The sequence below is a fragment of the Aureimonas frigidaquae genome, from assembly GCF_001463905.1.
GTDB lineage: Bacteria > Pseudomonadota > Alphaproteobacteria > Rhizobiales > Rhizobiaceae > Aureimonas > Aureimonas frigidaquae.
Genome location: NZ_BBWR01000002.1, coordinates 453,955 through 480,296 on the forward strand (window position 1 = coordinate 453,955; position 26,342 = coordinate 480,296).

Below are 26,342 nucleotides of genomic sequence, written 5' to 3' on the forward strand. Positions count from 1 at the left end.
CATTCTTGTGTGACGCAGTCGGATGATCGTCATGCCATCATTCCAACACGCCGCAGGTCTTCGGTCAGGGCGGCAAGGCAGGCCTCGGCCGTCAGCGGCCGGCCGAGATAGTAGCCCTGCGCAAATTCACAGCCTTCCTTGCGCAAAAATTCGAGTTGGTCCGCGCGCTCGACGCCCTCCGCCACGACATGCAGGCCGATACCGTGGGCCAGGCGTATAATGGCCCGCACGATGGCGGCGTCGGCCTCGCTCGACGGTACGGCCTCCAGGAAGCTGCGATCGATCTTCAGCGCGTCGATGGGCAGCATCTTCACCCGCAGCAGCGAGGAGTAGCCGGTTCCAAAATCATCCAGCGTCAGGCGCACGCCCATGGCCTGCAGCTGCTCCAGCCGCGGCGACGGGTTCAGCACCGGGTCGAAGAAGGTGTTTTCGGTCAGTTCCAGTTCCAGATTGGCGGCCGGCAGGCCCGTCTCCTGCAGAACGCGCGACACCATCAGGGGTATGTCGTCGTAATTGAACTGCACCGGCGCCATGTTGACGGCCATGGTGAGCGTGTCGAAGCCCATATGGCGCCACTCCTGAGCCTGGCGGCAGGCTTCCCGCAGGACCCATTCCGAGATCGGCGCGATGAGGCCGGTCTCTTCCGCCACGCCGAGGAATTCCAGCGGCGACAGCAATCCGCGCTGCGGGTGCTGCCAGCGGATCAGGGCTTCGACGCCCGAGATGCGGCCGGATGCAATATCGACCTGCGGCTGGTAGTGCAGGACGAACTCGCCGCGCGCCAGCGCATCGCGCATGGCCGCTTCCAGCATGGAGGACTCCACGATGCGCGCCCGCAAGCCCGCTTCGAAGAGCGCGTAACGGTTCCGCCCCTCCGACTTGGCCTGATACATGGCAAGGTCCGCGTTCTTGAGAACTTCGTTGACATCATGCCCATGCGGCCCGATCAGAGCGATGCCAAGGCTCGCCGTGGCGTTGACGCGGTGCCGCGCCACGTCGATCGGCTCCGACAGGAGTTCGACGACCCTGCGCGCCAGGCGTTCCGCATCCTCGACATCGTGAATACCCTCCTGCAGGAAGGCGAATTCATCGCCGCCCAGGCGTGTCAGCGTGATGCCATCATCGGCCAGGAGCTTCAGCCTGTGCGATATGGCCTGCAGGAGCTGATCCCCAACATAGTGACCGAGCGTGTCGTTGACCGTCTTGAACCGGTCGATGTCCAGGAGGTGTAGGGCATGCATGCGACCCTCGTTCTCCTGTTCCAGCAGCAGCGCCTGGACGCGGTTGCTGAGATAAGTCCGGTTGGGCAGGCCCGTGAGCCCGTCATGCAGGGCCAGCTCGCGCAGGCGTTCATGCGCCATCTTCTGCTCGCTGATATCGAGCGACGAGGTCAAGACGCCGACGACCTTGGAATTGGTGTCCAGGAGCGGGGATTTGGTCGTCAGGAAGTAGCGCTCGCTGCCTTCGGGCGAACGGATCATTTCCTCGAAGGACGGGTGCGGAAGGCCGCGCGTGAGCACGCTGCGCTCCACCTGGCGCAGGCGCTGGACATCCGTTCCCGCCAGCAGCGTTTCCGCCGGCAGTCCGACGCAGGTCGACGGATCGCGCCCCGCATAGACGGCGAACATGGCGTTGACGAAGACGCAGCGCCCGTCCCGGTCGGTCGCGCTGATCAGCGCCGGCACCGTATCGATCACCTGCGCCAGTTGTTCGCGGCTGTCGCGCACGGCGATCTGGCGGAAATACTCGCTGTCCAGGAGCCGTCGCTCGAGCGCCTGCGCCTTCAGCTTCACGCTTTGCTGCTGGCGCCGGAACTTCAGGAAGTTGCGGGCGCGGCTGACGAATTCCTCGTGATTGACCGGCGTTTGAAGGAAGTCGGTCGCCCCGGCCTCGAGCGCCATCAGCCGGAAGCTCAGATCCTCGTAGGCCGTCAGGACGATGATCGGAACATCGGCGGAGTTCGGCATGTCGCGCAGCCGGCGCGTCAGCTGGGCGCCGTCCATTCCCGGCATCTTGTAGTCGGTGATGATGAGGTCGGGTTCCCCCTCCTCCAGCCAGTCCAGCATTCGGAACGGGCTGGCGAATGTCTTGACGCTGACATCGTCTCCGGCCAGCTTCGACAGGCGGGAATAAATCCTCTGGTTGCTACCCTGATCATCAACAACGACTATCAATGACATGGGTGCAAATGCCTCGTTGGACAATTGCCGGAATCCGGCCGCCCGGACGGGCCGAATGCCCGCTCCGCTCGGCGCACTTTACCGGTATGGCTGCCCGAAAGAAAACGGAAATCATCCGCGCATGGCCGACCCGCAAAGGAAATGGCCATGCGCCGCCGCCGTACGGTGAAGCCTGATCAGGCAGGACCCGCCTGCGCCTTGGTCCGCGGCTCGGACGTGCGCTCGATCCACGCCTCGAAGCGGTCGATCCACTGCGTCAAGAAGGCGCGGGTCTTCTCGCAACTCACCGTTCCATCGTCCGCAAAGAGTTCCGGCTTATAGGTGAAGTAGACTTCCGGCTGCCCCATCAAGACCGTGTCGATCACGGTCAGAAGACCTTTCAGGGAATTCTGCGCAGCGGCCGTTCCCGTCGCGCCCGGGGTGGTGCCGATGACGGCGGACGGCTTGGCTTCCCAGGAGTTCTTGCCCCAGGGGCGCGTGCCCCAGTCGATGACGTTCTTGATCGCCGGCGTGTAGGCGCGGTTGTATTCGGGCGTTACGAACAGGACGGCGTCGGCCGCCTCGATCTCACGCTTGACGCGATGGACCGCCTCGGGCGCGTCCGGCCACAGATCGTCATTGTACAGGGGCAGATCGCCGATCTCCACGAAGCGGAAGGCCAGCTTGCCCTCGGCCAGCTTGCCGATCGCCTCGGCGAACTTGCGGTTGATCGACTCCTTCCGGAGGGATCCGACGAAGACGGCAACGGTTTTCATGAAAGGTCCTTTCCAGACTGTCTCTTGCAACGCACCTAGCCCCTCTTCCGGGAAAGGTGAAGTCTACGCCATGAAAACGCTGCGGCACTCTTTGCGCTGCCGGCCCCCGCTCCCCCCCGCCTGTCACATGGCTTCAACATAGGACGGGCTTAGTGCGCCAAGGACGAATCGCGGCCTTACGGCCGCAGCGGAGGTGGCCTGCATGCGCATCACCCTCATCGGCGGCGGCTATGTCGGCCTGGTTTCCGCGGCCTGCTTCGCCGATTTCGGACACAGCGTCGTCTGTATGGACAAGGATTGCGAACGTGTCGCAGCCCTGCGGCGGGGGCACCTGCCGATCTATGAGCCGGGGCTGGACGCCTTGGTGGCGGCAGGCACCGCCGCCGGCCGGCTGCGCTTCACCGATCGGATGGCCGATGCCGTGGACGGCAGCGACATCGTCTTCATCGCGGTCGGAACACCCTCCCGGCGGGGCGATGGCCATGCGGACCTGACCCATGTGGAGGCGGCGCTCCACGAGCTTGCGCCGCTTCTGCGGCCCGGCATGGTGGTCGCCACCAAATCCACCGTTCCCGTCGGGACCGGGGATCGCATCGCCGCTCTTCTGGCCAGGGCGGTTCCGGGCCTGTCGCCGCCCGTCGCCTCCAACCCGGAGTTTCTCCGGCAAGGCTCGGCGATCGACGATTTTCGGCGGCCCGACCGCGTGATCATCGGCGTCGAGGATGATGCGGCGCGTCAGGCGATGGCGAGTGTCTACCGCCCGCTGTCGCTCAACCAGGCGCCGATCCTCTTCACCGGGCGGCGCAACGCGGAGCTTATCAAATACGCATCGAACGCCTTCCTGGCCATGAAGATCTCCTTCATCAACGAAATGGCGGATCTGTGCGACGCCGCCGGCGCCGATGTCCAGGAGATCGCCCGGGGCCTGGGCATGGATCGTCGGATCGGTTCGAAGTTCCTGCATGCCGGCCCCGGCTATGGCGGATCCTGCTTTCCGAAGGATACGCAGGCCCTGCTGCGCACGGCGCGCGAACTGGGCACGCCCTTGCGCCTGGTCGAGGAAACCGCACGCCTGAACCGCCGGCGCAAGGATGGCCTCGCCGCACGCGTGGCGAGAGCCTGCGGAGGGTCGGTGCGCGGGCGGCGGATCGCGCTTTTGGGGCTTTCCTTCAAGCCCGGAACGGACGATATGCGAGAGGCCCCGTCCCTTCCGCTCGCCCGCATGCTCCGCACCGCCGGAGCCGAGGTGGTGGCGACCGATCCGCAAGCCCTGGCCAATGCGGCGCATCTTCTCCCGGACATTCAGCTCGTGACGGACCCCTATGTCGCGGCCCGGGGCGCCGACGCCATCGTCCTCGTCACCGAGTGGAACGTCTACCGCGCCCTGGACCTCGACCGGCTCGCGGCCGCCATGCGTGGGCGCGTCTTTGTAGACCTGCGCAATGTCTATGCCGACCGGCGGCCGGACCAGCACGGCTTTCTGTATCATGGCCTCGGCAAGCCCGGCCGCCCCGCCATCTCGCCGCTCGACACGCCGGCCGATGCCGTCTCGCTGCCGCAGCCCGGCTTTGCGCGGGATTCGATGCATCCGAAACCCGGCATGCAACCTACGCTTTAGGCAGTGCCAAAATTTATTTACCCTGGCGGTCTGGAACCCTTGCGACGATAGGGGTTACTTACCAAATTGCTTGCTGCAGGTCCTCTGGTTGAGTAGAGACCTCGGGCTCGAACATGGGACCGCATCGGCCTCCTTTCGCGCGGCAAGTGAACGGCAGTATATGCCGGCGGTCACAGGCGACGTCGAATTCCCCGTCGACGCCCGACGCGTTCCGCCGTCCAGGGGTTTTGGCAATGCTCAAGAAAACAGACGACGACGCGGTTTCCTCCAAGCCGGAAGCCCGGTCCGCCCCGCGCCGCGGCATCAAGCGCCTGGCGCTTCCGATCCTGGCCGTGGCTGTGATCGGGAGCGGCCTCTATTACGGGCATTACTGGTGGACGGAAGGACGCTTCCTCGTCTCCACGGACGATGCCTATGTCGCCGCTGACATGGCGCTGATCACCGCCCGTGTGACGGGCTATGTGACCGCCGTCCCGGTTCGGGAGAACCAGTCCGTCCGCGCCGGGGAAACACTGGTCGAGATCGATCCCGGTGACCTGGCGCTTGAGCTGAAGGCCGCGGATGCACGCCTGTCCACGCAGGAGGCAGCCATCACCCGCATGCGCGCCCAGCGCGATGCGGCGCGCGCCGCCCTGGTGGAAACGCAGGCCCGGCGTGAAGCGCTGCAATCGGCGGCGGCCGAAGCCGAGCGCAGCCTGGCCCGCGCGCAGGATCTGGCGCGCAGCGGCGCAGCGGCGCAGGCTGCGCTCGACCAGGCGCAGAATGCGCGTGACCAGGCAGCGGCGACGCTGCGCGGCGGTGCGGCGGCGATCGACAGTGCGCAGGCGAACATCGCCGTGCTCGACGCCCAGATCGCCGAGCAGGAGCGGACGCTGGAAGAACGCCGGATCGACCAGGAAACGGCGGCGCGCAACCTGACCTTCGCAGCCTTGAAGGCGCCGTATGACGGGGTGGTCGGCAATCTGTCCGTGCAGCCGGGTGATCTCGTATCTCCCAGCCGCCGCCTGATGACGGTCGTGCCGCTGGCGGATGTCTATATCGACGCCAATTTTAAGGAAACGCAGCTCGGCCGGATCGCGGTGGGCGACAAGGCCCATATCGAGGTGGACGCCCTGCCCGACCAGACGTTCATGGGAACGGTGGAATCCGTCTCCCCGGCCTCGGGCTCCGTCTTCTCACTGCTGCCGGCCGACAATGCGACGGGCAACTTCACCAAGATCGTTCAGCGCGTCCCCGTCCGCGTCCATCTGGACCCCGGCCAGGATAGCGATGGGCGGTTGCGGCCCGGCCTGTCCACGCAGGTGACCATCGATATCCGCACCGCGACGGGCGCGGCGACGAACGGCGGGTGAGGATCAGTCCATGTCCGCGATCGCGGCGCCGTTAGACGACAGCGTGCCCTTCAGCCGCATCGCGGCCTTCATGGTCATGGTCGTGGGCATGTTCATGGCGATCCTGGATATCCAGATCGTGTCCGCATCCCTTGCGGAGATCCAGGCCGGACTGTCGGCCTCCTCAGACGAAATTTCATGGGTGCAGACATCCTACCTGATCGCGGAGGTCATCATGATCCCGCTGTCGGGCATGCTCGCGCGGATCCTGTCGACGCGGGTTCTCTTCACGCTGGCGGCGGCCGGCTTCACCCTGGCTTCGGCCTTGTGCGCCACTGCCTCGTCGATCAACGAGATGATCGTCTACCGCGCGATACAGGGTTTCGTGGGCGGCGGCATGATCCCCAGCGTCTTTGCCGCTGCATTCACCCTGTTCCCGCCCTCGAAGCGGTCCGTCATTTCGCCGCTGATCGGCCTCGTCGCGACGCTGGCGCCGACCATCGGCCCCACCATCGGCGGCTATCTGAGCCACGCCATGTCGTGGCACTGGCTCTTCCTCGTCAACGTGCCGGTCGGCATCCTCGTCTCCGTCGCGGCCTGGAACCTGATCGATTTCGACAAGCCCGACTGGTCGCTCTTCTCGCATTTCGACTGGTTCGGGCTGGCGGCCATGGCGGCCTTCCTGGGCTCGCTCGAATATGTGCTGGAGGAAGGGCCACGAAACGACTGGCTGGACGACAGGACCGTCTTCGCACTGGCTGGCGTCACATTGATCGGGGGGCTCGGCTTCTTCTATCGCTGCTTCACGGCGCGGGAGCCGATCGTCGACCTGACGGCCTTTGCCAACCGCAACTTCGTGCTCGGCAGTCTCTTTTCCTTCGTCATGGGCGTCGGCCTTTACGGGCTGACCTACATCTATCCGGTCTACCTGTCCTCGATCCGCGGCTACGACTCCCTGATGATCGGCGAAACCATGTTCGTCTCGGGCCTCGCCATGTTCTTCACCGCGCCCATCGCCGGCATCCTGTCGGCCCGCATGGACCTTCGGCTGATGATGGTGATGGGCTTCGTGTGCTTTGCCGTCGGCACCTGGCTGATGACCGGCATTACCCATGACTGGGATTTCCGGGAACTCTTCATCCCGCAGATCCTGCGCGGCGTCGGGCTGATGCTGTCCATGGTTCCCATCAACAACATCGCGCTCGGCACCCTGCCGCCGCAGAAGATGAAGGGCGCCTCGGGCCTCTACAACCTGACGCGCAATCTCGGCGGAGCTGTCGGCCTCGCCGTCATCAACACGATCCTGACCGACCGGACGGTCCTGCACTATTCCCGCCTGTCCGACGCCGTCGCCTGGGGCCACCCGGCGGCCGAGGAGCGCATGGCGTCGATGAGCCAGTCGCTCGATGCGGCGGGGCTCGACGGCAGCATGGCGGCAATCTCGAACATGGCCCGCATCGTTCAGCGCGAGGCGCATGTCATGGCCTTCTCGGACGTCTTCCTGGTGCTGACGGTCCTGTTCGCCCTTCTGGCGATGCTCGTCATCTTCATCCAGAAGCCGGGAAAGGCACCGTCCGGATCAGGCGGGCATTAGCCCGCCCATCCGCGCGACGTGATCAGCCGCGGAGCCGGTACATTTCGGCGCGGCCGGTCATGGTGTGGTAGCAGCCTTCCTTTACGGTCAGGCCCATACGGTATCCGATGACCCGGATGGCATTGCCGCCCTGCCGGGCGGCCTCGGCCTTCATCCCGTTCAGGATCGAGACTTCCGCGGGCGGGTTCTCCGCCAAGTCGTCGCGGCAGCGTGTTACGGCGACGGTGCCGAGGGAACGCGCGTCGGCCGGCGGGTCGATGACGACAGAGATCGACATCAACGTGTCTGCCGGCACGGTTTCCAGACGCGATACGCTCGGTTCGGAACAGCCGGCCAGACTCAAGAGGGCCATGCCCAACAAGGACGGTCCCAATAGTGCGGCGCGGGGCACGGCCATGCGCATTCCCTCCATCTGACGCAGACAACCGACAAGCGTTGCGCTCTCTCAATAGCGCAACATAGGTTGCAGCGTGGAAAAAAGAGGGAGCGCGTGGGGATTTCAGCTGGATCGGCTGAAACGAAGGTGCTTGCGCGCGTCCTGCGCATATTGGCGTGCCGCTAGGCTGAAGATGGCCGGCCCGCGCACGAGGTAGCGCCGCCACATGCGTTTGGGATCGCTGGCCAGGCGGTGCAGCCATTCCAGGCCAACCTTCTGGAACGCCCGCGGTGCGCGGCGTTGCCGCCCCGTCAGAAAGTCAATGCTGGCGCCCACGCAGAGGCCGAACCCATGGCAGCGCCCGTGCCGGCGCAGATCCCGCGCGAAGAATTCCTGCTTGGGAAAGGACAGGCAGATCAGGATGAGATCCCATTCCGCCTTGGCTGTCATCTCGACGGCCGCAGCCCAGGCCGGATGGCCCGGCTTCATGCGGCCGCTCGGCAGGAAGGTGAGCGCGGCCTTGGGGTAACGCCGGCGCAACCGCCCGAATGCTGCCTGCGACGGGCCGATTACGGCAATGCGCAAGGCGGATGGTGCACCGGCGCCATCCGCATCGAGCCCCCGCTCGAGAATATCGCGCGTCAGGTCCGAGCCCGGGACCGGCGTCAGGCGGCGGCCGCTCGGCCGCGCCAGTGCCGACAGGATGCGGCTGTCGCAGATCTGGAGCGCGGCGCCGTCATACGCATCGCGAAGATCGTCATCCGCGCTGCCGTGATAGGTTACGACATGATCGACATTCGGCGTCACCGCATAGAAAAAGCCGGGCGTCGCCAGATGCTTACGTATCGCCCCCCGAATCCCTTCGAGGTCGGCGTCGAGAAATTGCATGCCTAGGAAAGGGACGACTGAAGCCATCGAGAGCCCGCGAAAAATATAGTAAAAAACTAAACAATCATTTTCGTATACCTACACAGACACTGCAATGCGACGAGAGTTTGGTAAATTCACGTTTCCGTGGCGTGGGATACTCTCATGGCTTGATGGTTCATCCTGCAAAGGGATAGTCTCTGCGGGTCGCCGCATCACCTTTTGGGCAAGGGTTGCCTGTCTGAAGCGCGGTTGACGCCTTTTGCAGCATGCTCAACGCAAGGGATAGGCCATGACACGGATCCTCGCAGTCTCGGGCAGCCTGCGCGCTGCGTCGTACAATACGGCCCTGGCGAAGGCCTGCGAGACGCTCGCGCCGGATGGGACCAGCGTCCTTCATACGACGCTGAAGGGCATCCCGCTCTACGACGGCGATCTGGAAGCGCAGGACACAATTCCACCAGCGGTGACAGCCCTCAAGGATGCCATCCGCGCGGCCGATGGCCTGATCCTCGTCACGCCGGAATACAACAATTCCCTGCCAGGGGTTTTCAAGAACGCGATCGACTGGACCAGCCGGCCCGCTGCCGAGATCGAAGGGCTTTATGGCGGTCGGCCCGTGGCACTGATGGGCGCGTCCATGGGCGGCTTCGGAACGATCCTCAGCCAGAGCGCCTGGCTCCCGGTCCTGAAGACGCTGGGAACCCGGCCCTACACCGGCGGGAGCCTCTTCGTGGCGCGCGCGCAGACCGTCTTCGACGCCGATGGACAGCTGGCGGATGAGCGGATCCGCCAGCAGGTCACGCGCTTCCTGGAGGGTTTCTCGCGCTTCGTTCAGGGCTGAATGGTGATGACCGACAGGCCGCTGGTGCGGCGGGACTCCAGGTCCTCGTGGGCGCGGCGCGCCTCTTCCACGGGGTAGGACTGCTTGATCTCAATCTTGACGGCGCCGGAGCCGACCACCTTGAAGAGCGAGCGCGCGCTGGCCTCCAGCTCCTCGCGCGTGGCAGTGTAGCCGTACAGGCTCGGCCGCGTCGCAAAGAGCGAACCCTTCTGGTTCAGGAGCGCCAGATCGAAATTCTCGATCGTTCCGGAAGACTGGCCAAAGGACACGAAAAGCCCCTGCCGCTTCAGGCAATCCAGGCTGCCGGGAAAGGTATCGCGCCCGACAGAATCGTAGACGACGTCGCATTTGCGCCCGCGCGTCAGATCCTTCACCGCCTCGACAAAATCGTCGGTGCGGTAGTTGATGACATGGTCGCAGCCATGCGCCAGGGCCTCGGCGCATTTTTCGGGCGAGCCGGCCGTGCCGATCACCGTTGCGCCGAGATGCTTGGCCCACTGCGTGGCGATGACGCCGACCCCGCCGGCCGCGGCGTGGAACAGAAGCACCGTATCCGGCCCGACCTTGAAGGTCCGGCGCAGAAGATACTCTGCCGTCATTCCCTTGAGCATGATGGCGGCGGCGGTTTCCTCGTCGATGGCGTCGGGCAGGTGCAGCGCCTGCGCGGCCGGCACGAGAGCCTCGTGCGCATAGGTGCCTTCACCGCCCGCATAGGCGACACGATCGCCGACCTTAAAGCCGGTCACGCCCTCGCCCACTGCGACGACGGTGCCCGCGCCTTCCTTGCCCGGCACGAAGGGCAGACGCGGCGCCTTGTAGACACCCTTGCGGAAGTAGACATCGATGAAGTTCAAACCTGCGGCGCGCTGCCGAACCAGAAGCTGGTTCGGGCCCGGCCGGGCCAGTTCGTGATCCTTCCAGACGAGCTTGTCGGGCCCGCCGATTTCCTCAACAACGATGGCTTTCGTCAAACCAACTGTCCCTTCTGATCCGAGTCGACGCCCTTGCCATCCAAGAACTGGACGATGGCGCCGATGGAGATGAGATATAGCCCGGTCACCACGATCGCGCCCTTCACGAAAGGCGGCGGCGCAAAATCGGCGGCGAGCGCCCACAGGCCGAAGATCGACCAGAGGGCAAATATCGTAAGATTGACAATGCGGTAGCGCTTCACGCGCACCGGGTGCAGGAACTTGACCGGGGCAAAGGTCGTCACCGCGCAGAACAGGACGACGATGAAGGCGACCACGGCAGGCGGCTGCACAGCGAACAGGGTGAAGACCACCATGTTCCACGTGACCGGGAAGCCCCGGAAGAAGTTGTCCTTCGTCTTCATCCGCGTGTCGGCATAATAGATCGCGCTGGTGATGACGATCAGCGCCGCCGCGACGAAGGACCAGGCATGCCCGATCATGCCGGACTGGTACAGCGCGAAGGCGGGGATCAGCACGTAGGTCGCATAGTCGATGATCGAATCCAGCATGTCGCCGGACCAGTCCGGCAAAACGCGCTTGATGTCGATGCGCCGCGCAATGGGGCCATCCACACCATCGACGAGCAAGGCCAGGCCGAGCCAGGCGAACATGGCCACCCAACGCTGTTCTGACGCGGCGATGATCGACAGGAAGGCCCAGAAGGCACCGCTCGCCGTCAGGAGATGGACGGAGAAAGCACGCCACTTTTCGAATGTCGTCACCACGGTGCCGGACTGAGCCTCGCTTGTTTTGGCCTGCAACTATGCTGGCCGATGGCATGAATGTCACGGGGTGCACCTTGTAGTGCAAGGCGTTACGGAAAGGAAACCGGCCCGGACGATCAATTCACGCTTTTGCCATGCATGGGAGCCTCTTGTCCCATCGCAAGCCTGCCTCCCTTGCGCTACATGCCCATGGAAGGAAACCAAGCGTGGGTACGCGGGCATGAGACGAGACGTCGCAGTCATCGGGGGCGGGTTGGCCGGGCTGACGGCCGCCCTGGCCTTCGCCAGAGCGGGTTTCGACGTGCTCCTCGCAGCGCCGGAACCGCCGCTGGACGGGCGGACGACGGCACTGTTCGGCCGTTCCGTCGCCTTTCTGCAACGCCACGGCCTGGGGCCGGAGGTCCTCGCCGCGGGTGCGCCCTTGCGCAAAATGCGAATCATCGACGACACGCGCCGCCTGCTGCGCGCCCCGAGCGTGACGTTTGAGGCCGCGGAGATCGGCCTCGATGTCTTCGGCATCAACATCCGTAACCGGGACCTCACCCGCATCCTGGCCGAAAGGCTCGTCGCCGAGCCGCGCCTGACCTGGCTGCGCAGCCCCCTGGAGGCGCTGGAGGCCGGTGACGATTGTGCCCGCCTGATCCTGGCCGACGGAACGTCGCACAAGGCCGGGCTTGTCATCGGAGCGGATGGCCGCAATTCGCAGGTCCGGACACAGTCCGGCCTGTCGCTGCGCCAGTGGAGCTATCCCCAGGCGGCCATCGTCCTGAACTTTTCCCATGCGCGGCCACATGAGGGCATCTCGACCGAATTCCATCGCCGTCCCGGCCCCTTCACGCTCGTGCCCCTGCCTGGCAACGTCTCCTCGCTCGTCTGGGTGGAACGCCCGGAGGATGTGCAAGGCCAGTTGGACGCGCCCCCGCAGACCCTCTCGCGCGTGATCGAAGGGCGGATGCATTCCATCCTCGGCAAGGTGGAGGTGGAAGGCAGCCCGCAAAGCTTCCCCCTGTCCGGCGGCCGGGCCAGCGCCCTGACCGCGCCGCGCGCGGCGCTGGTCGGTGAAGCTGCCCATATTTTCCCGCCCATCGGCGCCCAGGGGCTCAATCTCGGGCTGCGGGATGTGGAGGATCTCTTAAGTACCGCGCTCGACCACCGCGACGATGTCGGTGGGCGTACCATGCTCGCTGCCTATGCGCGGCGGCGGCACGGGGATATCACCCTGCGGACGGCCAGCGTGGACCTTTTGAACCGTTCGCTCCTGGCGGACATGCTGCCGGCGCAGATGGCCAGATCGGCCGGGCTCGGTCTTCTGGCAGCCCTGTCGCCGCTGCGCCGCTTCGCCATGCGGGAAGGCGTCGTGCCCGGGGCTGGTGTGCGCGGTCTTCCCAAAAGCCTCCAGGGCATGCCGCCGCGGCATTGACGACGTGTCCCGCGCCCGCTTGTACGGTTGCGCTGCACGCGCTATCGCTTGGCCATGTCACCTTCGCAACCCGTACAGAAAGCGCGCTTCAGCCTTGGCCAGATCGTCCGCCACCGGATGTTCCCGTTCCGTGGCGTGATCTTCGATGTCGATCCGGAATACGACAATACGGAGGAATGGTACTTGTCCATCCCCGAGGAAGCCCGGCCGCGCCGCGATCAACCCTTCTACCACCTCCTGGCCGAAAACAGCGAGAACGAGTACATCGCCTATGTTTCGGAACAGAACCTGGAGCTCGATGACAGCGGCACGCCGGTGAGCCATCCGCAGATCGCCGAACTCTTCGAAGGGCCTGTCGATGGCGCCTACCGCCTGAAATCCGAGCACCGGAACTAGATCGCCCTTTGCCGGTCAGGCTGTGGTGAGATTCAGAATGAGTCGCGTGAGCTCGGCCTCGCCCACGGCGTCCGGCAGATCGCCACGCAGTACGGCTTCGCTCAGAGAATCCGCCGCCCCCAGCATGGCCCATAAGCGCGCATCTTCGATCCTGCCGGCCGCAAGACAAGGTTCCAGGATCTGCCGGCACCGGCCGATGAACCGCAGCCGCGTTTCGCGCCGGAACGTCTCCAACTCTGGCGAACCTGCAAGGGCCGCGGCGACACCGGGTATGTCCGTCCCTTCGTTCAGCACACATTCGACATAGGTCCGGGCGATCGCCTGCGCGCGCGCCTCCAAGCTCATCGGCGCGTCCTTGAGGCTTTCCTCCAGAACGGCGTCGCGTCGAAGGTCGTAATCCTCGTAGAGCGCTTTCAGGAGTTGGTTGCGCGTGCCGAAATGGTCGTAGACCACAGGCCGCGTCACCCCGGATCTCTCGGCCAGATGGCCAAGCGTCAGCGCATCGGCGCCCTCCTGGCGCACGATCGCCCGGGCAGTCTCGATCAGTTGCGCCAGGCGATCGGCGCGCGGAAGCCGCTGACGGGCGGGCGGGCGCGAAGAATTCGGCATCGAGAAACCTACACTTTGTAACTTACAATCCGTATATTGCCTGTGTAGCATCGATTGAACGAGGTACACGTGCATATCCTGATCGTCACCGCCCATCCGGACACGAAGGCTTACACGCATGCCGCCATTGCGCGGTTCGTGGCGGGCCTGGAGACCGTCCCCGGGACCACGCATGAGATCTTGAACCTGTCGCAGCACCCCTTCGACCCGCGGTTCGGCAACCATGACAATGACGTCTTCAACGGGCGGGCGAAGGCCGGCCCCGATATCCTGGCCGAACAGGAGCGCGTCGACAGGGCGGATGCCCTCGTCCTCCTGTTCCCCGTCTACTGGTGGTCCATGCCGGCAGCCCTGAAGGGCTGGATCGACCGTGTCTTCATATCGGGATGGGCATTCGTGGACACACCGGGCGAGAAGACCGTCCGGCTCCTGGGACGGCTCAAGGGACGGATCATCGGCGTCGGTGGCGTCGACCTCGGCACCTATGAGCGCCGCGGTTACCTCGACGCCATGAAGGCGCAGCTTGTCCAGGGCATCTTCGGCTATTGCGGCATGGAGTCCCTCGGGATCGACCTCATCCTGCCGATCGATCCGGACGGCGCAGCAAAGGGGCTGCAAGACGCTTTCGATCTGGGACGGCGCACGGCTCTGGGAACGGCCTGATCCGATCCGGCCCGTGCGACCCTGACGAACGAAAACGGCCGCCCCCGATGTCCCGGAGGCGGCCGCAATCAGAACTCTATGTGGGCCTGCGGCTTACTGAGGGGCCGCTTCGCTGCCCAGCGCCTGGTTCTGCGCATCCTCGAACCGCTTGCGACGTGCCTCGGCCTGGCTCTGCAGCGCTTCGTTCAGCTGCTGCTGGCGCTGTTCGAGCTCCGGCTGCTCGCGGGGCGGGCCGTCATAGGCGCCAGTGAAGCCCTGGAGCGTCACGTTGATCGGGTTCGGCTGGCGCTGGAAGTTCGTGCTGGTCACCTTCATGGTGTTGCCGCGCTTCATCGAGGTGATCATCGCCTCGGACAGCTCGACCTCTGCGATGCAGCGATCGGGGAAGCATACCGAATAGTTCAGCGTCACGGCCGGATTGGTATCGACCTGGACCTGGACGCCGCCGGGGATCACCCGGCCGGTGGGCACGACGGCCTGGAACACCTTCTGGTTCACCTTGCCGGACACGTCGATCAGGTTGACGGCCGTGATGAGCTGCCGCGTATCGGCGATCATCGTGTACTGGGTGTTGCAGATCCGGTTGTCGCCCTGCGGGGTGCAGACCTTGAACCATTCGGCAGGCACGGATTGCGCGGAAGCGCCGGCGACCGGAAGGACCGCTGTCGCGAGCGCAGCGAAGCCGGTGGCAAGGGCGAGGCGGTGAATGTTCTTAAGACGGGTCTTCAAAGCCAAACTTCCTCTCGGCAATTCTGTCATCCCGGCGATCGGGGGTTCCCTTATAGGGATAGCCCGTGTTGCGCAAATGAGGCCGTTTAAAGACCCATCGCCGCCGCTGCGATAGACCCAACGCGCGCTGTAGGCAAGCGGAGTCAGTTCCGTTAGGTTCCCGCCCGTGCATCCTCTAGGGAATGATCGAATGCCGAAGGCCCGAACCGTTCTGCGCGCTAGCCTCAGCGCGCTTTTCATGCTTGCGGGCGTGACGGACCTTCATGCGCAGGATGCGGCGCCCGCCCATGCCATCGCCATGCATGGCGCGCCGGCGCTCGATGCCGGCTTTGCAAGCTTTCCCTTCGTCAACCCGGATGCGCCCAAAGGCGGCCGCATGGTCTACGGCGTCGTCGGCGATTTCGACAATCTCAACCCCGTCACCGTGCGCGGTGCGCTGACGACGGCCCGCGGCATCTTTGCCGATACCGAATTCGGCAATCTCGTCTTCGAGCCCCTCATGCTGCGCTCGCCCGACGAGCCCTTCACCCTGTACGGGCTGCTTGCCGAATCGGTGACGACGGATGCGGAACGCAGTTTCGTCGAGTTCCAGCTCGACCCGCGCGCCCGCTTCAGCGATGGCGCGCCCGTCCGTGTCAAGGACGTCCTGTTCACCACGCAGATGTTGCAGCAACAGGGCGTGGTGCGGCCGCAATATACGAGCTGGCTGTCACGCGTGGCGCGGATCGAGAAGGTGGGTGAACGGGGTGTCCGCTTCACCTTCAACGAACGGGCCGACCGCGAGCTTCCGCTGCTTCTGGCCGGCCTTCCGGTCTTTCCAGAACACGGCTTCGAGCGTGACACGTTCGGCAACACGACCCTGCGCCCACTCGTCGGCTCCGGCCCCTACCGCATCGCCACGGTGGAGCCGGGCCAGCGCATTGTCTACCGCCGCAATCCCGACTATTGGGCGCGGGACCTGCCCGTCAAACGCGGCCTCGACAATTACGACGAAATCGTCGTGGAATATTTCCGCGATGCCAACAGCCAGTTCGAAGCTTTCAAGAAGGGCATCTTCTACCTGTACCCGGATGCCAATCCCCGCCACTGGCGCACGGCCTACGGCTTCCCAGCGGTGACGCAGGGCCACATCATCCGCGAAACCTTCGCGACCGGCCGGCCGGCCGTGCTCAACGCCATGTTCTTCAATACGCGACGGGAAACTTTCGCCAATCCGCAGGTCCGGCGCGCCCTGGCCATGCTCTTCGATTTCGAATGGGCCAATGCGAACCTTTACTACGATGCCTTCCGGCGGACCTCCGGCTTCTTCGACAATACCGAACTGTCCAGCCTGGACCGCCCGGCCAGCGCCGGAGAGCGCGCCCTGATCGAACGGCTGGGGGTCGATATTCCGTCCGACATTCTCAGCGGCACCTGGCGGCAGCCCGTCAGCGACGGGACCGGCGGCGACAGAGCCGTCCTGCGCGCGGCAACCGATCTTCTGCTGGCGCAGGGCTACCGCTTCGACGGCGGCCGCCTCGTCCGCCCGGACGGCGCGCCGTTGACCTTCGAGATCCTGGTGCAGAACCTCGATCAGCAGCGCACCGCGCTCGCCTATGCGCGCACGCTGGCGCGGATCGGCGTGGCCGCGAACATCCGGCAGGCAGATGATGCGCAATACCAGCTCCGCAAACAGACCTTCGATTACGACATGCTCTTTTCGGCGTTCAACGGAACGCTGTCGCCCGGCGCCGAGCAGGTCGGCCGCTGGGGCAGTGCAGCGCGCAACGCCCCGGGGTCGTTCAACTATGCAGGCGTTGCCGATCCAGCCGTCGATGCGGCGATCGACGCCATTGTCGGCGCACGCACGCGGGAAGATTATGTCGATGCCGTGCGGGCTTACGATCGATTGCTTATTTCCGGCTTCTACGTCGTTCCGCTTTACTATCTGACGGATCAGTGGCTCGCGCGGTGGTCCTTCATCGAACATCCCGACCGTATTCCGCTGACGGGATACTACCTTCCCGCATTCTGGCGCGCGCCGTAACAAGCGGCAAGCCGAGCGACCAAAGGCCGCTGATCCTTGCAGCAGGCATGCTCGACGACATCTTAACCGCGGTTCTTAGCCAGCCACGGGAGCATAGTGCCGCATGGCCAGATTACGCGTGATCCTGGGGGACCAGCTCAGCCGGGATATATCCAGCCTGAAGGATATGGGCGATGGCGATGTCGTCCTGATGATGGAGGTTGCGGACGAGGCGACCTATGTCCGCCACCATCAACGCAAGATCGCCTTCCTGTTTTCGGCCATGCGCCACTTCGCCACCGAGCTGCGGCAGGACGGGGTCAGCGTGGATTATGTCCCGCTCGATGCGCCGGACAATAGCGGCAGCTTCACGGGCGAGGTGCGGCGCGCCATCGAACGGCATGCCGTGGACGGCGTGGTGGTGACAGAGGCCGGTGAATGGCGCGTGGAGTCCATGCTGGAAGGCTGGAGCACCCTTCTGGATTGCCCGGTGGACATCCGGCCCGACGACCGTTTCCTCTGCGCGCGGGACGCGTTCGAGGACGTATCCGGCGGCCAGGGCAAGCTTCTGATGGAGACCTTCTACCGCCGCATGCGCGAGCGCACGGGATACCTGATGGATCTGTCCGGCAAGCCAGAGGGCGGCCGATGGAATTTCGATGCCGACAACCGCGAACCGCTGCCCGAAAGCTTCGCCCTGCCCGATCGGCCGAGCTATCCGCCCGATGGGTGCACGCAGGAGGTCCTGGCGCTGGTGCGGGAGCGTTTCGGCAACCACTTCGGCTCGCTGGACGGCTTCGACTACCCGGTGACGCGCGCCCAGGCGCTCGGCTATCTGCGCTGGTTCGTGGACGCCGCCCTACCGAGTTTCGGCACCTACCAGGACGCCATGCGCCAGGGGCAGCCGCTCCTCTTCCACTCGCACCTGTCGGGGCTCATCAATTGCGGCCTCCTGAGCCCGGCCGAATGCTGCGGCATGGCCGAGGCGGCCTATCGCAGCGGCGATGCGCCGCTCAACGCCGTGGAAGGGTTCATCCGGCAGATCATCGGCTGGCGGGAGTTCATCCGGGGGATCTACTGGAGCCAGATGCCGCATTATGGCGAGAAGAACGCGCTGAAGGCGGAGCGCCGCCTGCCCGACTTCTTCTGGACGGGCCAGACCGATCTGAACTGCCTGCGCCAATGCATCGAGGAAACGCGGGACAACGCCTATGCCCACCACATCCAGCGCCTGATGGTGCTCGGCAATTTCTGCCTACTGGCCGCCATCGCGCCGGCCGATGTGCAGGAATGGTACCTCGTTGTCTATCACGATGCCTATGAGTGGGTGGAGATGCCCAATGTGGTGGGCATGATCCTGCATGCCGATGGCGGCCTTTTCGCGACCAAGCCCTATGCCGCTTCCGGCAACTACATCAACCGCATGTCCGACTATTGCGGCAATTGCCGCTACGACGTGAAGCAGCGCACGGGGCCGGACGCCTGTCCGTTCAACTACCTCTACTGGGATTTCGTGGCGCGCAATGCCGAGCGGCTGAAAGGCAACCGGCGGATGTCGCGAACCTATGCGACGCTGGCGCGCATGGATGAGGGAAAGGTTGCGGAGATGCGCTCGCAGGCCGATGCCTTCCTGGAAAGCCTGCCCAATTCCGGCGACTACTGAGCGCTCACCGCCCGTCGCTTGCGGGCGCGCCGCACGGGCGCGGCCCTGGACCGATGGCCGGCGGCAAGCGCCAGGGCGATCCAATGGTCGGCCTCGTCCGGATCGTCGAAGGCTGCCTCCGGGATCGTGTGATAGGGCATGATCACTTCTGTGCCGCCGGCATTGGCATAGGTGAACGGGCGGGAGCCGGCCGCACGGAACGCATCGGCGCTGTACGCGTCCGTCTTCAGATAGAGAGTATCGGACAGGACCAGGTCGATGATGACCGGCCCGTCATAAAGCCCGTAGCCGCCGAACATGCGGCGGCTACGGAAGCCCTCGACCGACCGGAACAGATCGCCCAGATCGTCGGGCCGCATGGCAGGATCAGGCCCCGGCCCCTTCCAGGAGCGCGCGATCGGCCGGCTTGAGCTCGACGGACTCGCCACAGCCGCAGGCCGATGTCTGATTGGGATTGTTGAAGACGAAGCCCGTGCGCAGCATCGTGACCTCGAAGTCCATCACCGTTCCAAGCAGGAACAGGACGGCCTCCGGCGAAACGAAGACGCGGGCTCCGTCCTTCTCGACGATATCCTCGCCGGCGGCGGGCCCGTCGGCAAAGTCGATCGTATATTCCATGCCGGCGCAGCCGCCGCGCTTGACGCCGACGCGCAGGCCGGCGCCCTCGGCACCGCCGCGCGACTGGACCACCTCGCGCACGCGGGCAGCGGCGGCTTCGGTCAGGTTCATGATGGCAAATCGGGCCATGCGGCTAACCTCGTGTCTCGGCGTCGTCGGACGCAGTATACGCGCCAGGGGCGGTCAGAACCAGCCGACCGCGACCTGCGCTTCCTCGCTCATGCGCTCGGGCGTCCATGGCGGATCGAAGACAAGCTCGACCCGGACTAGTTGGACCCCGCCCACGCTCATGACCGCATTCTCGACCCAAATGGGCATTTCCCCAGCCACTGGGCAGCCCGGCGCCGTCAGCGTCATCTGGATATCGACGCTGCGATCGTCGTCGATGTCGATCTTGTAGATCAGACCGAGTTCGTAGATGTCGGCCGGAATCTCCGGGTCGTACACCGTCTTCAGGGCGCCGATGATATCCTCGCTCAGGCGGGCGAGTTCCTCGGCCGGGATGGCAGAGCCCCCGCTCTCCGGCGCGGCGTCCGGCTCGGCCTTCTGTTCGATGGCGTCCGTCATGGCTTGGTCCTTCATGCGAAGAAGCGCCTGGCCTTGGCAAGCGCGTCGGCCAGGGCATCGACTTCGCCCTTCGTATTGTACATGGCAAAAGATGCACGGCAGGTAGACGTTGCACCGAAACGCTTCAAGAGGGGCTGCGCGCAATGCGTTCCCGCACGCACCGCCACGCCTTCCCGGTCGATGACCATGGACACGTCATGGGCGTGGATGCCCTCGAGGTCGAAGGCCAGAATGGCGCCCTTTCCAGGCGCCGTGCCGTAGATCCGCAAACCGTCGATCCGCGCCAGGCGCTCCTGCGCATAGTCGAGGAGCGTGGCTTCATGGGCGGCGATGTTCTCACGCCCGATCGAACGCATGTAATCCAGCGCGGCGCCAAGGCCGATCGCCTGGACGATGGGGGGTGTGCCGGCCTCGAAGCGATGCGGCGGGGCGTTGTAGGTCACACCCTCCTGCGTGACCTCGGCAATCATCTCGCCGCCGCCATTGAACGGCGCCAGCCGGTCCAGCGCCTCGGCATGGCCGTAGAGGACGCCGATCCCGGTCGGCCCATACACTTTGTGTCCGGTGAAGACGTAATAGTCGCAACCGAGCGCCCGGACATCCACCGGCAGATGCACCGCCCCCTGGCTCCCATCGACCAGGACGGGAACGCCCTGCGCATGCGCCAGCGCGACGACGTCGGCGACCGGCGTCACCGTGCCGAGCACGTTGGACATATGGGTCAGCGTCACGAGCCGCGTGCGAGGTGACAGGGCCGCCGCAAAATCCTCCGTCCGGATGGACCCGTCGTCCTGCACGGGCACGAAGACCAGCTTCACGCCCTGCCGCTCCCGCAGGAAATGCCACGGAACGATGTTGGAATGGTGCTCCATCACCGTCAGGACGATTTCGTCCCCCGGTTGGAACAGATGCGCCAGCCCGTAGGAGACGAGGTTGATCGCCTCCGTCGCCGACCGCGTGAAGACGATCTCGTCCACATGGCCGGCATTCAGGAAGGCGCGGACCTTTTCACGTGCGTCCTCAAAGGCTTCTGTTGCCTTGTTGGACAGATAGTGCAACCCGCGATGCACATTGGCATAGCCGTGTTCGTAGGTGTCGCGCATGGCATCCAGGACCTGGCGTGGCTTCTGGGCCGATGCGCCATTGTCCAGATAGACGAGCGGCTTGCCATAGACCTTCGTGGCCAGGATCGGGAAATCCTTGCGGATGGCCTCCACGTCATAGACGGGCGCGGCTTGGTCGAGGTCCAGAGACATGACGGTCCTTTCCGATCCTTCTGCCCGTGCGGCCGGTCTGGCCGGCCGCACGGTAAGGGGTTCAGTGCGTGGCGAGCCATCCGTCGATGCGCGCTTCCAGCGCCTCGACGATCGTCTCGTCTTCCAGTTCCTGCACGACCTCGTCCACAAAAGCCCGCACGAGAAGCGCGCGCGCCTCCCGCTCGGGGATCCCGCGCGACATCAGGTAGAACAGGTGGTTGGCATCGATCTCTCCGGCCGTAGCGCCATGCCCGCACTGAACATCGTCGGCGAAGATCTCCAGTTCGGGCTTGGCCGAAAAGTCCCCGTCATCCGACAGGAGCAGCGTGTTGCAGGCCAGCTTGGCGTCGGTCTTCTGCGCTCCGCGCGCCACCTTGATCATGCCCTGGAACACGCCATGGCCACCCAGGACGACGTTGCGGAAAATCTCCGTCGCCGTCGTATGCGCGACGCTGTGCGTCAGCGTCGTGGTAACGTCGATGTGCTGGCCTTCGGCCAGAAGGTTGACGCCGCGGATCTGGATGTCCGCGCCCTCGCCCTTCGTCTCGCAATGGATTTCCTGCCGCACCAAGGTGCCGCCGGCATTGAGCACGAAGACGCGCAGCTTGGAATCCGCACCCAGCGAAACGGTCAGCTGGCCAAGATGGGATTCCCCTTCCGCCTTTTCCTGATCGATGATCCACAAAACGTCCGCGCCATTGCCGAGCGCCAGCTCGCCGACGGATGTGGACAGGGTGCCGCCGCCGCTGCGCACGATCCGCTCCACGAAGGTCGCCGAAGAGCCGGCGCCGACCGTCACGCTGGCAAAGGACTGGGCACCTGCCTGGCCCGGCATGGCGCGAAGCTCCACAGGATGTGCCAGCGCAACGCCGTCCGCCACCTCGATGCGCGAGCCCGTTGCGCCCATGGCCGCATTGACCACGCGGATCGTATCGTGCGCGCGGTCCATGTGGTTCAGAACGCGGCTCCAATCCGGAGCGCGGTCGGACGGCGTTGCCGCCAGCCCGTCACGCAAGGCGGGTGCCGGCGCGCCGAGATCCACCACGATGCTGTGGGCCAGAAGCGGCGTCAGCAGCGTCGCGCCCGTATCAGCCGCCGTCGCACCGGCGCTCAAGGCCCGGTCGAGCAGCACGCGCAGGTCCGTGTAATGCCAGGCTTCAACGCGCCGGCTCGGCAGGCCGGCATCGCGCAGCGCCGTCAGCGCGGCGCGCTGGCCTTCGCTGGCGCTGCCGGCTTGCGCACGCTCGATCAGGGCAAGCTCGGCCGGCGTTCGTGTCTGTCCGCTCACCAATGCCATGTCAGGCCGCCTCCTCGATGATCTGGGAATAGCCCTGTTCTTCGAGCTGCAGCGCCAGTTCCTTGCCGCCCGACCGGATGATCCGGCCGCGATACAGGACATGGACGCTGTCCGGAACGATGTGCTCCAGAAGGCGCTGGTAGTGGGTGATGACAAGGAAGGCCCGGTCGGCCCGGCGCAGGGCGTTCACGCCGTCGGAGACGATCTTCAGGGCGTCGATGTCCAGGCCCGAATCCGTTTCGTCGAGGACGCAGAGCTGCGGCGCCAGGAGCGCCATCTGCAGGATTTCCGCACGCTTCTTCTCGCCGCCCGAAAAGCCGACATTGAGCGGGCGCTTGAGCATGTCCGGCTCGATGCGCAGGTCGGCGGCGGCATCCTTGACGCGGCGCATGAAGTCCGGCGTCGTCAACTCGGCCTCCCCGCGCGCCTTGCGCTGCGCGTTGAGGGCAGTCTTTAGGAAGGTCATGGTGGCGACGCCTGGAATCTCCAGCGGATACTGGAAGGCCAGGAACACGCCTGCCGCCGCACGCTCGGCCGGATCCAGCTCCAGGATCGACTCGCCGTTGTAGAGAATGTCGCCTTCGGTCACCTCGTAATCCTCGCGGCCTGCAAGGATGTAGGACAGGGTCGACTTGCCGGAGCCGTTCGGCCCCATGATGGCGGCGACTTCGCCGGCCTTCACGGTCAGATCGAGCCCGCGCAGGATTTCCGTGTCGGTATCGGCCACGCGTGCGTGAAGGTTCTTGATTTCCAGCATTAGGGTTTACTCACATCGATAGGGCGGTCCGCCGTTCGCGGACCATGACTGGCCAAACGGATTTCGAAACGCAAGCGTCGGCAATCAACCGACGCTGCCTTCCAGGCTGATGCCGATGAGCTTCTGGGCCTCCACCGCGAACTCCATGGGGAGCTGCTGGATGACGTCCTTGACGAAGCCGTTGACGATCAGCGCCACGGCTTCCTCTTCCGGGATGCCGCGCTGCGTGCAGTAGAAGAGCTGATCCTCTGAGATCTTCGAGGTCGTCGCCTCATGCTCGAACTGCGCCGTCGCGTTGCGCGCCTCGATATAGGGGACCGTATGCGCGCCGCACTCTTCGCCGATCAGGAGCGAGTCGCACTGTGTGAAGTTGCGCGCATTGGCCGCCTTGCGCAAAGCCGAGACCTGGCCGCGATAGGTGTTGTTCGACTGGCCGGCCGAAATGCCCTTGGAGATGATGCGGCTCGACGTGTTGCGGCCAATATGGATCATCTTCGTGCCGGAATCGATCTGCTGATGTCCGTTCGACACGGCGATCGAGTAGAACTCCCCGCGCGAATTATCGCCCCGCAGGATGCAGGACGGGTACTTCCAGGTGATGGCCGATCCCGTCTCCACCTGCGTCCAGGAAATGCGCGAGTTGGCGCCCCGGCAGTCGCCACGCTTGGTGACGAAGTTGTAGATGCCGCCCTTGCCGTCCTTGTCGCCCGGGTACCAGTTCTGGACCGTGGAATACTTGATCTCGGCATCGTCGAGCGCGATCAGCTCGACCACGGCTGCGTGAAGCTGGTTCTCGTCGCGCTGGGGCGCGGTGCAGCCTTCCAGATAGGACACGTAGGCGCCCTTGTCGGCGATGATCAGCGTCCGCTCGAACTGGCCGGTATTGCGCTCGTTGATGCGGAAATAGGTCGACAGCTCCATCGGGCAGCGCACGCCCGGAGGCACGTAGACGAAGGAGCCGTCCGTGAAGACGGCCGAGTTCAGCGCCGCGAAGAAATTATCGCCGACCGGGACCACGGTACCGAGATATTTCTGGATCAGCTCCGGATGCTCGCGCACCGCCTCGGAGATGGGCATGAAGATCACGCCGGCCTTCTCCAGCTCCTTGCGGAAGGTCGTGGCAACCGAAACGGAATCGAAGACCGCGTCCACGGCCACCTTGCGGCCGTAGCCGGCCTCGGTCGCCTCGCCCGTTTCCTCGTCCAGGGTGGACGGCTCGTCCGCACGGCGGACGCCGGCCAGGATCTCCTGCTCCTTCAAGGGGATGCCGAGCTTCTCGTAGGTCCGCAGGATTTCGGGATCCACCTCGTCCAGGGAGTTCGGGCCGGACATGGACTTGGGCGCCGCGTAATAATGAAGATCCTGGAAATCGATCTCCGGATAGTCCAGCCGCGCCCAGCCTGGGCTCTCCATGGTCTGCCAGCGCTCATAGGCCCGCAGACGCCAGTCGAGCATCCATTGGGGCTCGTCCTTTTTCTGCGAAATGAACCGGATGATGTCCTCGTTCAGCCCCTTGGGGGCGAGGTCCATCTCGATCTTCGTTTCGAAGCCGTACTTGTACTGGTCGACATCGATCCGGCGAACCTGATCGATGGTTTCCTGAACTGCTGGCATTCTCGTATCTCCATACTCGCCGGGGTCAAGGCCCGGTGGACGGCGTTTCGTGTGCCATGCCTATAGCGGTAGTTTATAACCGTTCAAATAGTGATCCCTGCAAAAAACTTGAATAGCAGATTCCTGTTTTGTGCATAGACCCGCATGGATTGCAGGTATCAGGCCGCGTCACTCCGCGGTGACGCAGCGGCCAAACGGCCGATCAAGCCCTTGGCAACGCGGCAGAAGGTTTCGATCTCGCCCGCCTCGGTATCGGGCCCGAGGCTGATGCGCAAGGCGCCGAGCGCCGGGTCCGCCACATACCCGCCCGCGACCATCGCCGCCAGGACATGGCTGGCGCCGATCTTGCCGGAGGAACAGGCTGAACCCGCCGACAGAGCGATTCCCTGAAGGTCGAAGGCGATCTGCAGGGTTTCGGCACGCATGGCGGGATGGGTAAAGGCCGTCGTATTGGGCAGGCGCAAGGCCCCCGCCCCCAGGATGCGCAGATCCGGCGCCATGGCCAGGAGCGCCGTTTCCAGACTGTCCCGCAGGCGCTGCGTGGACGCCCATCCGGCGCCGTCGGCCCCGGAGGCTTGCTCGGCCGCGATCTGCGCCGCGGCGCCGAAGCCGGCGATCAGCGGCAGGCTTTCCGTGCCGCCGCGCCGCCCGCGCTCCTGGCCGCCGCCGACCATCATGGCAAAGGGCCGCGTGTCTTCGTCCCGCAGGATGAGCGCGCCGATGCCCTTGGGCCCGCCGAACTTGTGGGCTGACAGGACCGCCGCGTCGATCCCGCAACTTTCGAGCTCGATGGGCAGGCGCCCGGCCATCTGCACCGCGTCGGCCACCAGAAGCACGTCATGACCCGCAAGGCTGCTCCGAATGGCCGCCATGTCCTGGACGACCCCGGTTTCACTGTTGGCCCAGCACAAAGCGAGGAGGCCAGGCTGCCCGGCCAGGTCCTGAAGCCACGCCTCCAGCGCAGACTGGAGCATTTGCCCGTCCGCGTCCACGCCGAGGCGTGTCACGCCCTGCGCGTCGAAACGCTCGCCGCCCCGTATGCAGGGATGATCCGTGTCCAGAACGGCGAGCCGTTCGACGCGCACCTCCCGGCCACCGCGCAGCCAGTGCGGCGACAAGGCCGTTGCCGCCGCTTCCGTTGCACCGCTGGTGAAGACGACCCCATCGGGCGATACGCCCGCCAGCATGGCGACGCTGTCGCGGGCCTTGTCCAGAAGCGCCTTGGCCGCACGGCCTTCCGCATGGACCGAGGACGGATTGCCGACGCGGCCCAGCGCGTCCATCACGGCATCGCGCACCGCCGGCAGCACAGGCGCCGTGGCATTATGGTCCAGATAGGTGCGTTGTGACCGACCGATCATTCCCGAGGGCCCCATGAGCCGCTGAGCGACTGCCAAGTCGCAAAATCCTTGAATTTGCGCTCTCGGACGGACTACATAGCGCATCCGAGAGGATCCAGGCAGTTTTGAATAATTCTAGCTTTT

Annotated in this window: 25 protein-coding genes; 9 read left to right on the forward strand and 16 right to left on the reverse strand. The window is 65.0% G+C overall.

Going from position 1 to position 26,342, the window contains the following annotated elements; all coding sequences use genetic code 11:
- Nucleotides 1-29: 29 nt before the first annotated feature.
- Together AUL30_RS02120 and AUL30_RS02125 are read right to left on the reverse strand one after the other, a co-directional pair.
- Nucleotides 30-2,180 (reverse strand): two-component system response regulator, encoded by a 2,151-nt coding sequence (locus AUL30_RS02120; protein WP_062226174.1) that lies wholly within the window; start codon nucleotides 2,178-2,180, stop codon nucleotides 30-32.
- 176 nt (nucleotides 2,181-2,356) lie between these two features.
- Entirely contained in the window at nucleotides 2,357-2,935 is a 579-nt protein-coding gene (locus AUL30_RS02125; RefSeq protein WP_062226175.1) for an NADPH-dependent FMN reductase, read from the reverse strand.
- Nucleotides 2,936-3,137: 202 nt separating this feature from the next.
- Here AUL30_RS02125 and AUL30_RS02130 point away from each other — a divergent pair, with 202 nt between their 5' ends.
- From AUL30_RS02130 to AUL30_RS02140, 3 genes are all read left to right on the forward strand, one after another.
- Nucleotides 3,138-4,553, forward strand: a complete 1,416-nt coding sequence (locus AUL30_RS02130; RefSeq protein WP_083507611.1) for a UDP-glucose dehydrogenase family protein — start codon at nucleotides 3,138-3,140, stop codon at nucleotides 4,551-4,553.
- Between the two features lie 233 nt (nucleotides 4,554-4,786).
- The gene (locus AUL30_RS02135) at nucleotides 4,787-5,905 is read left to right on the forward strand and encodes an HlyD family secretion protein (RefSeq protein WP_062226176.1); all 1,119 of its coding nucleotides are present in this window, start codon (nucleotides 4,787-4,789) and stop codon (nucleotides 5,903-5,905) included.
- A 10-nt stretch (nucleotides 5,906-5,915) separates the two neighbouring features.
- Nucleotides 5,916-7,478 carry a DHA2 family efflux MFS transporter permease subunit gene (locus AUL30_RS02140; protein WP_062226177.1) on the forward strand — a complete coding sequence of 521 codons (1,563 nt, stop codon included), beginning with the start codon at nucleotides 5,916-5,918 and terminating at the stop codon, nucleotides 7,476-7,478.
- Between the two features lie 22 nt (nucleotides 7,479-7,500).
- Here the strand turns inward: AUL30_RS02140 and AUL30_RS02145 are convergent, their stop codons facing one another.
- Together AUL30_RS02145 and AUL30_RS02150 are read right to left on the reverse strand one after the other, a co-directional pair.
- On the reverse strand, nucleotides 7,501-7,875 hold the full coding sequence (locus AUL30_RS02145; protein ID WP_157069810.1) for a hypothetical protein: 375 nt from the start codon (nucleotides 7,873-7,875) through the stop codon (nucleotides 7,501-7,503).
- 102 nt (nucleotides 7,876-7,977) lie between these two features.
- Nucleotides 7,978-8,742 carry a WecB/TagA/CpsF family glycosyltransferase gene (locus tag AUL30_RS02150; protein WP_062226179.1) on the reverse strand — a complete coding sequence of 255 codons (765 nt, stop codon included), beginning with the start codon at nucleotides 8,740-8,742 and terminating at the stop codon, nucleotides 7,978-7,980.
- A 271-nt stretch (nucleotides 8,743-9,013) separates the two neighbouring features.
- Here AUL30_RS02150 and AUL30_RS02155 point away from each other — a divergent pair, with 271 nt between their 5' ends.
- Nucleotides 9,014-9,565 (forward strand): NADPH-dependent FMN reductase, encoded by a 552-nt coding sequence (locus tag AUL30_RS02155; RefSeq protein WP_062226180.1) that lies wholly within the window; start codon nucleotides 9,014-9,016, stop codon nucleotides 9,563-9,565.
- On the opposite strand, the gene AUL30_RS02160 is transcribed toward AUL30_RS02155, so the two are convergent.
- Both AUL30_RS02160 and pcsA read right to left on the reverse strand, forming a co-directional pair.
- Nucleotides 9,556-10,536 carry a quinone oxidoreductase family protein gene (locus AUL30_RS02160; protein WP_062226181.1) on the reverse strand — a complete coding sequence of 327 codons (981 nt, stop codon included), beginning with the start codon at nucleotides 10,534-10,536 and terminating at the stop codon, nucleotides 9,556-9,558. The two genes, AUL30_RS02155 and AUL30_RS02160, sit on opposite strands and share 10 nt — an antisense overlap.
- Nucleotides 10,533-11,264: a phosphatidylcholine synthase gene (gene pcsA, locus AUL30_RS02165; RefSeq protein WP_062226511.1), complete on the reverse strand. Its 732-nt coding sequence runs from the start codon at nucleotides 11,262-11,264 to the stop codon at nucleotides 10,533-10,535. The genes AUL30_RS02160 and pcsA overlap by 4 nt, the downstream gene beginning before the upstream one ends.
- A gap of 220 nt (nucleotides 11,265-11,484) precedes the next feature.
- Between pcsA and AUL30_RS02170 the strand changes: the two genes are divergently transcribed.
- Nucleotides 11,485-12,684, forward strand: coding sequence for a UbiH/UbiF family hydroxylase (locus AUL30_RS02170; RefSeq protein WP_062226182.1), 1,200 nt, complete (start codon nucleotides 11,485-11,487; stop codon nucleotides 12,682-12,684).
- Nucleotides 12,685-12,738: 54 nt separating this feature from the next.
- Nucleotides 12,739-13,080 (forward strand): heat shock protein HspQ, encoded by a 342-nt coding sequence (hspQ, locus tag AUL30_RS02175; RefSeq protein ID WP_062226512.1) that lies wholly within the window; start codon nucleotides 12,739-12,741, stop codon nucleotides 13,078-13,080.
- A gap of 15 nt (nucleotides 13,081-13,095) precedes the next feature.
- Here hspQ and AUL30_RS02180 read toward each other — a convergent pair whose 3' ends face one another.
- The gene (locus AUL30_RS02180; RefSeq protein WP_062226183.1) at nucleotides 13,096-13,689 is read right to left on the reverse strand and encodes a TetR/AcrR family transcriptional regulator; all 594 of its coding nucleotides are present in this window, start codon (nucleotides 13,687-13,689) and stop codon (nucleotides 13,096-13,098) included.
- Nucleotides 13,690-13,758: 69 nt separating this feature from the next.
- On the opposite strand from AUL30_RS02180, the gene AUL30_RS02185 reads away from it, so the two are divergent.
- On the forward strand, nucleotides 13,759-14,352 hold the full coding sequence (locus tag AUL30_RS02185) for an NAD(P)H-dependent oxidoreductase (RefSeq protein ID WP_062226184.1): 594 nt from the start codon (nucleotides 13,759-13,761) through the stop codon (nucleotides 14,350-14,352).
- Between the two features lie 93 nt (nucleotides 14,353-14,445).
- Here the strand turns inward: AUL30_RS02185 and AUL30_RS02190 are convergent, their stop codons facing one another.
- The gene (locus AUL30_RS02190) at nucleotides 14,446-15,081 is read right to left on the reverse strand and encodes an invasion associated locus B family protein (RefSeq protein ID WP_062226185.1); all 636 of its coding nucleotides are present in this window, start codon (nucleotides 15,079-15,081) and stop codon (nucleotides 14,446-14,448) included.
- 190 nt (nucleotides 15,082-15,271) lie between these two features.
- Here AUL30_RS02190 and AUL30_RS02195 point away from each other — a divergent pair, with 190 nt between their 5' ends.
- The gene (locus AUL30_RS02195; RefSeq protein WP_062226186.1) at nucleotides 15,272-17,107 is read left to right on the forward strand and encodes an extracellular solute-binding protein; all 1,836 of its coding nucleotides are present in this window, start codon (nucleotides 15,272-15,274) and stop codon (nucleotides 17,105-17,107) included.
- Nucleotides 17,108-17,210: 103 nt separating this feature from the next.
- Complete coding sequence (locus AUL30_RS02200; RefSeq protein WP_062226187.1) at nucleotides 17,211-18,749, forward strand: cryptochrome/photolyase family protein; 1,539 nt, start codon at nucleotides 17,211-17,213, stop codon at nucleotides 18,747-18,749.
- On the opposite strand, the gene AUL30_RS02205 is transcribed toward AUL30_RS02200, so the two are convergent.
- The 8 genes from AUL30_RS02205 to AUL30_RS02240 form a co-directional block, all read right to left on the reverse strand.
- Entirely contained in the window at nucleotides 18,743-19,108 is a 366-nt protein-coding gene (locus tag AUL30_RS02205) for a TfoX/Sxy family protein (protein ID WP_062226188.1), read from the reverse strand. The two genes, AUL30_RS02200 and AUL30_RS02205, sit on opposite strands and share 7 nt — an antisense overlap.
- 7 nt (nucleotides 19,109-19,115) lie before the next feature.
- A complete protein-coding gene (sufA, locus tag AUL30_RS02210) occupies nucleotides 19,116-19,496 on the reverse strand; it encodes a Fe-S cluster assembly scaffold SufA (protein ID WP_062226189.1) in 381 nt (126 codons plus the stop codon).
- 54 nt (nucleotides 19,497-19,550) lie between these two features.
- Nucleotides 19,551-19,934: an SUF system Fe-S cluster assembly protein gene (locus AUL30_RS02215; protein WP_083507648.1), complete on the reverse strand. Its 384-nt coding sequence runs from the start codon at nucleotides 19,932-19,934 to the stop codon at nucleotides 19,551-19,553.
- An 11-nt stretch (nucleotides 19,935-19,945) separates the two neighbouring features.
- Complete coding sequence (locus AUL30_RS02220; RefSeq protein ID WP_062226191.1) at nucleotides 19,946-21,190, reverse strand: cysteine desulfurase; 1,245 nt, start codon at nucleotides 21,188-21,190, stop codon at nucleotides 19,946-19,948.
- 61 nt (nucleotides 21,191-21,251) lie between these two features.
- Nucleotides 21,252-22,487, reverse strand: a complete 1,236-nt coding sequence (gene sufD, locus AUL30_RS02225; protein ID WP_062226192.1) for a Fe-S cluster assembly protein SufD — start codon at nucleotides 22,485-22,487, stop codon at nucleotides 21,252-21,254.
- Between the two features lies 1 nt (nucleotide 22,488).
- Nucleotides 22,489-23,244 carry a Fe-S cluster assembly ATPase SufC gene (sufC, locus tag AUL30_RS02230; RefSeq protein WP_062226193.1) on the reverse strand — a complete coding sequence of 252 codons (756 nt, stop codon included), beginning with the start codon at nucleotides 23,242-23,244 and terminating at the stop codon, nucleotides 22,489-22,491.
- An 84-nt stretch (nucleotides 23,245-23,328) separates the two neighbouring features.
- Nucleotides 23,329-24,858, reverse strand: coding sequence for a Fe-S cluster assembly protein SufB (sufB, locus tag AUL30_RS02235; RefSeq protein WP_062226194.1), 1,530 nt, complete (start codon nucleotides 24,856-24,858; stop codon nucleotides 23,329-23,331).
- A 158-nt stretch (nucleotides 24,859-25,016) separates the two neighbouring features.
- Nucleotides 25,017-26,255, reverse strand: coding sequence for a cysteine desulfurase family protein (locus tag AUL30_RS02240; RefSeq protein ID WP_244490676.1), 1,239 nt, complete (start codon nucleotides 26,253-26,255; stop codon nucleotides 25,017-25,019).
- Nucleotides 26,256-26,342 lie beyond the last annotated feature (87 nt).

Coding starts and splice junctions, on each gene's coding strand:
- sufC (WP_062226193.1), bottom strand. CDS start 23,244: ATGCTGGAAATCAAGAACCTTCACGCACGCGTGGCCGATACCGACACG.
- AUL30_RS02130 (WP_083507611.1), top strand. CDS start 3,138: ATGCGCATCACCCTCATCGGCGGCGGCTATGTCGGCCTGGTTTCCGCG.
- AUL30_RS02200 (WP_062226187.1), top strand. CDS start 17,211: ATGGCCAGATTACGCGTGATCCTGGGGGACCAGCTCAGCCGGGATATA.
- AUL30_RS02150 (WP_062226179.1), bottom strand. CDS start 8,742: ATGCAATTTCTCGACGCCGACCTCGAAGGGATTCGGGGGGCGATACGT.
- AUL30_RS02120 (WP_062226174.1), bottom strand. CDS start 2,180: ATGTCATTGATAGTCGTTGTTGATGATCAGGGTAGCAACCAGAGGATT.
- AUL30_RS02215 (WP_083507648.1), bottom strand. CDS start 19,934: ATGACGGACGCCATCGAACAGAAGGCCGAGCCGGACGCCGCGCCGGAG.
- hspQ (WP_062226512.1), top strand. CDS start 12,739: ATGTCACCTTCGCAACCCGTACAGAAAGCGCGCTTCAGCCTTGGCCAG.
- AUL30_RS02145 (WP_157069810.1), bottom strand. CDS start 7,875: ATGGCCGTGCCCCGCGCCGCACTATTGGGACCGTCCTTGTTGGGCATG.
- AUL30_RS02155 (WP_062226180.1), top strand. CDS start 9,014: ATGACACGGATCCTCGCAGTCTCGGGCAGCCTGCGCGCTGCGTCGTAC.
- AUL30_RS02195 (WP_062226186.1), top strand. CDS start 15,272: ATGCCGAAGGCCCGAACCGTTCTGCGCGCTAGCCTCAGCGCGCTTTTC.
- AUL30_RS02140 (WP_062226177.1), top strand. CDS start 5,916: ATGTCCGCGATCGCGGCGCCGTTAGACGACAGCGTGCCCTTCAGCCGC.
- AUL30_RS02220 (WP_062226191.1), bottom strand. CDS start 21,190: ATGTCTCTGGACCTCGACCAAGCCGCGCCCGTCTATGACGTGGAGGCC.
- AUL30_RS02170 (WP_062226182.1), top strand. CDS start 11,485: ATGAGACGAGACGTCGCAGTCATCGGGGGCGGGTTGGCCGGGCTGACG.
- sufD (WP_062226192.1), bottom strand. CDS start 22,487: ATGGCATTGGTGAGCGGACAGACACGAACGCCGGCCGAGCTTGCCCTG.
- sufB (WP_062226194.1), bottom strand. CDS start 24,858: ATGCCAGCAGTTCAGGAAACCATCGATCAGGTTCGCCGGATCGATGTC.
- AUL30_RS02205 (WP_062226188.1), bottom strand. CDS start 19,108: ATGCGGCCCGACGATCTGGGCGATCTGTTCCGGTCGGTCGAGGGCTTC.
- AUL30_RS02125 (WP_062226175.1), bottom strand. CDS start 2,935: ATGAAAACCGTTGCCGTCTTCGTCGGATCCCTCCGGAAGGAGTCGATC.
- sufA (WP_062226189.1), bottom strand. CDS start 19,496: ATGGCCCGATTTGCCATCATGAACCTGACCGAAGCCGCCGCTGCCCGC.
- AUL30_RS02135 (WP_062226176.1), top strand. CDS start 4,787: ATGCTCAAGAAAACAGACGACGACGCGGTTTCCTCCAAGCCGGAAGCC.
- AUL30_RS02180 (WP_062226183.1), bottom strand. CDS start 13,689: ATGCCGAATTCTTCGCGCCCGCCCGCCCGTCAGCGGCTTCCGCGCGCC.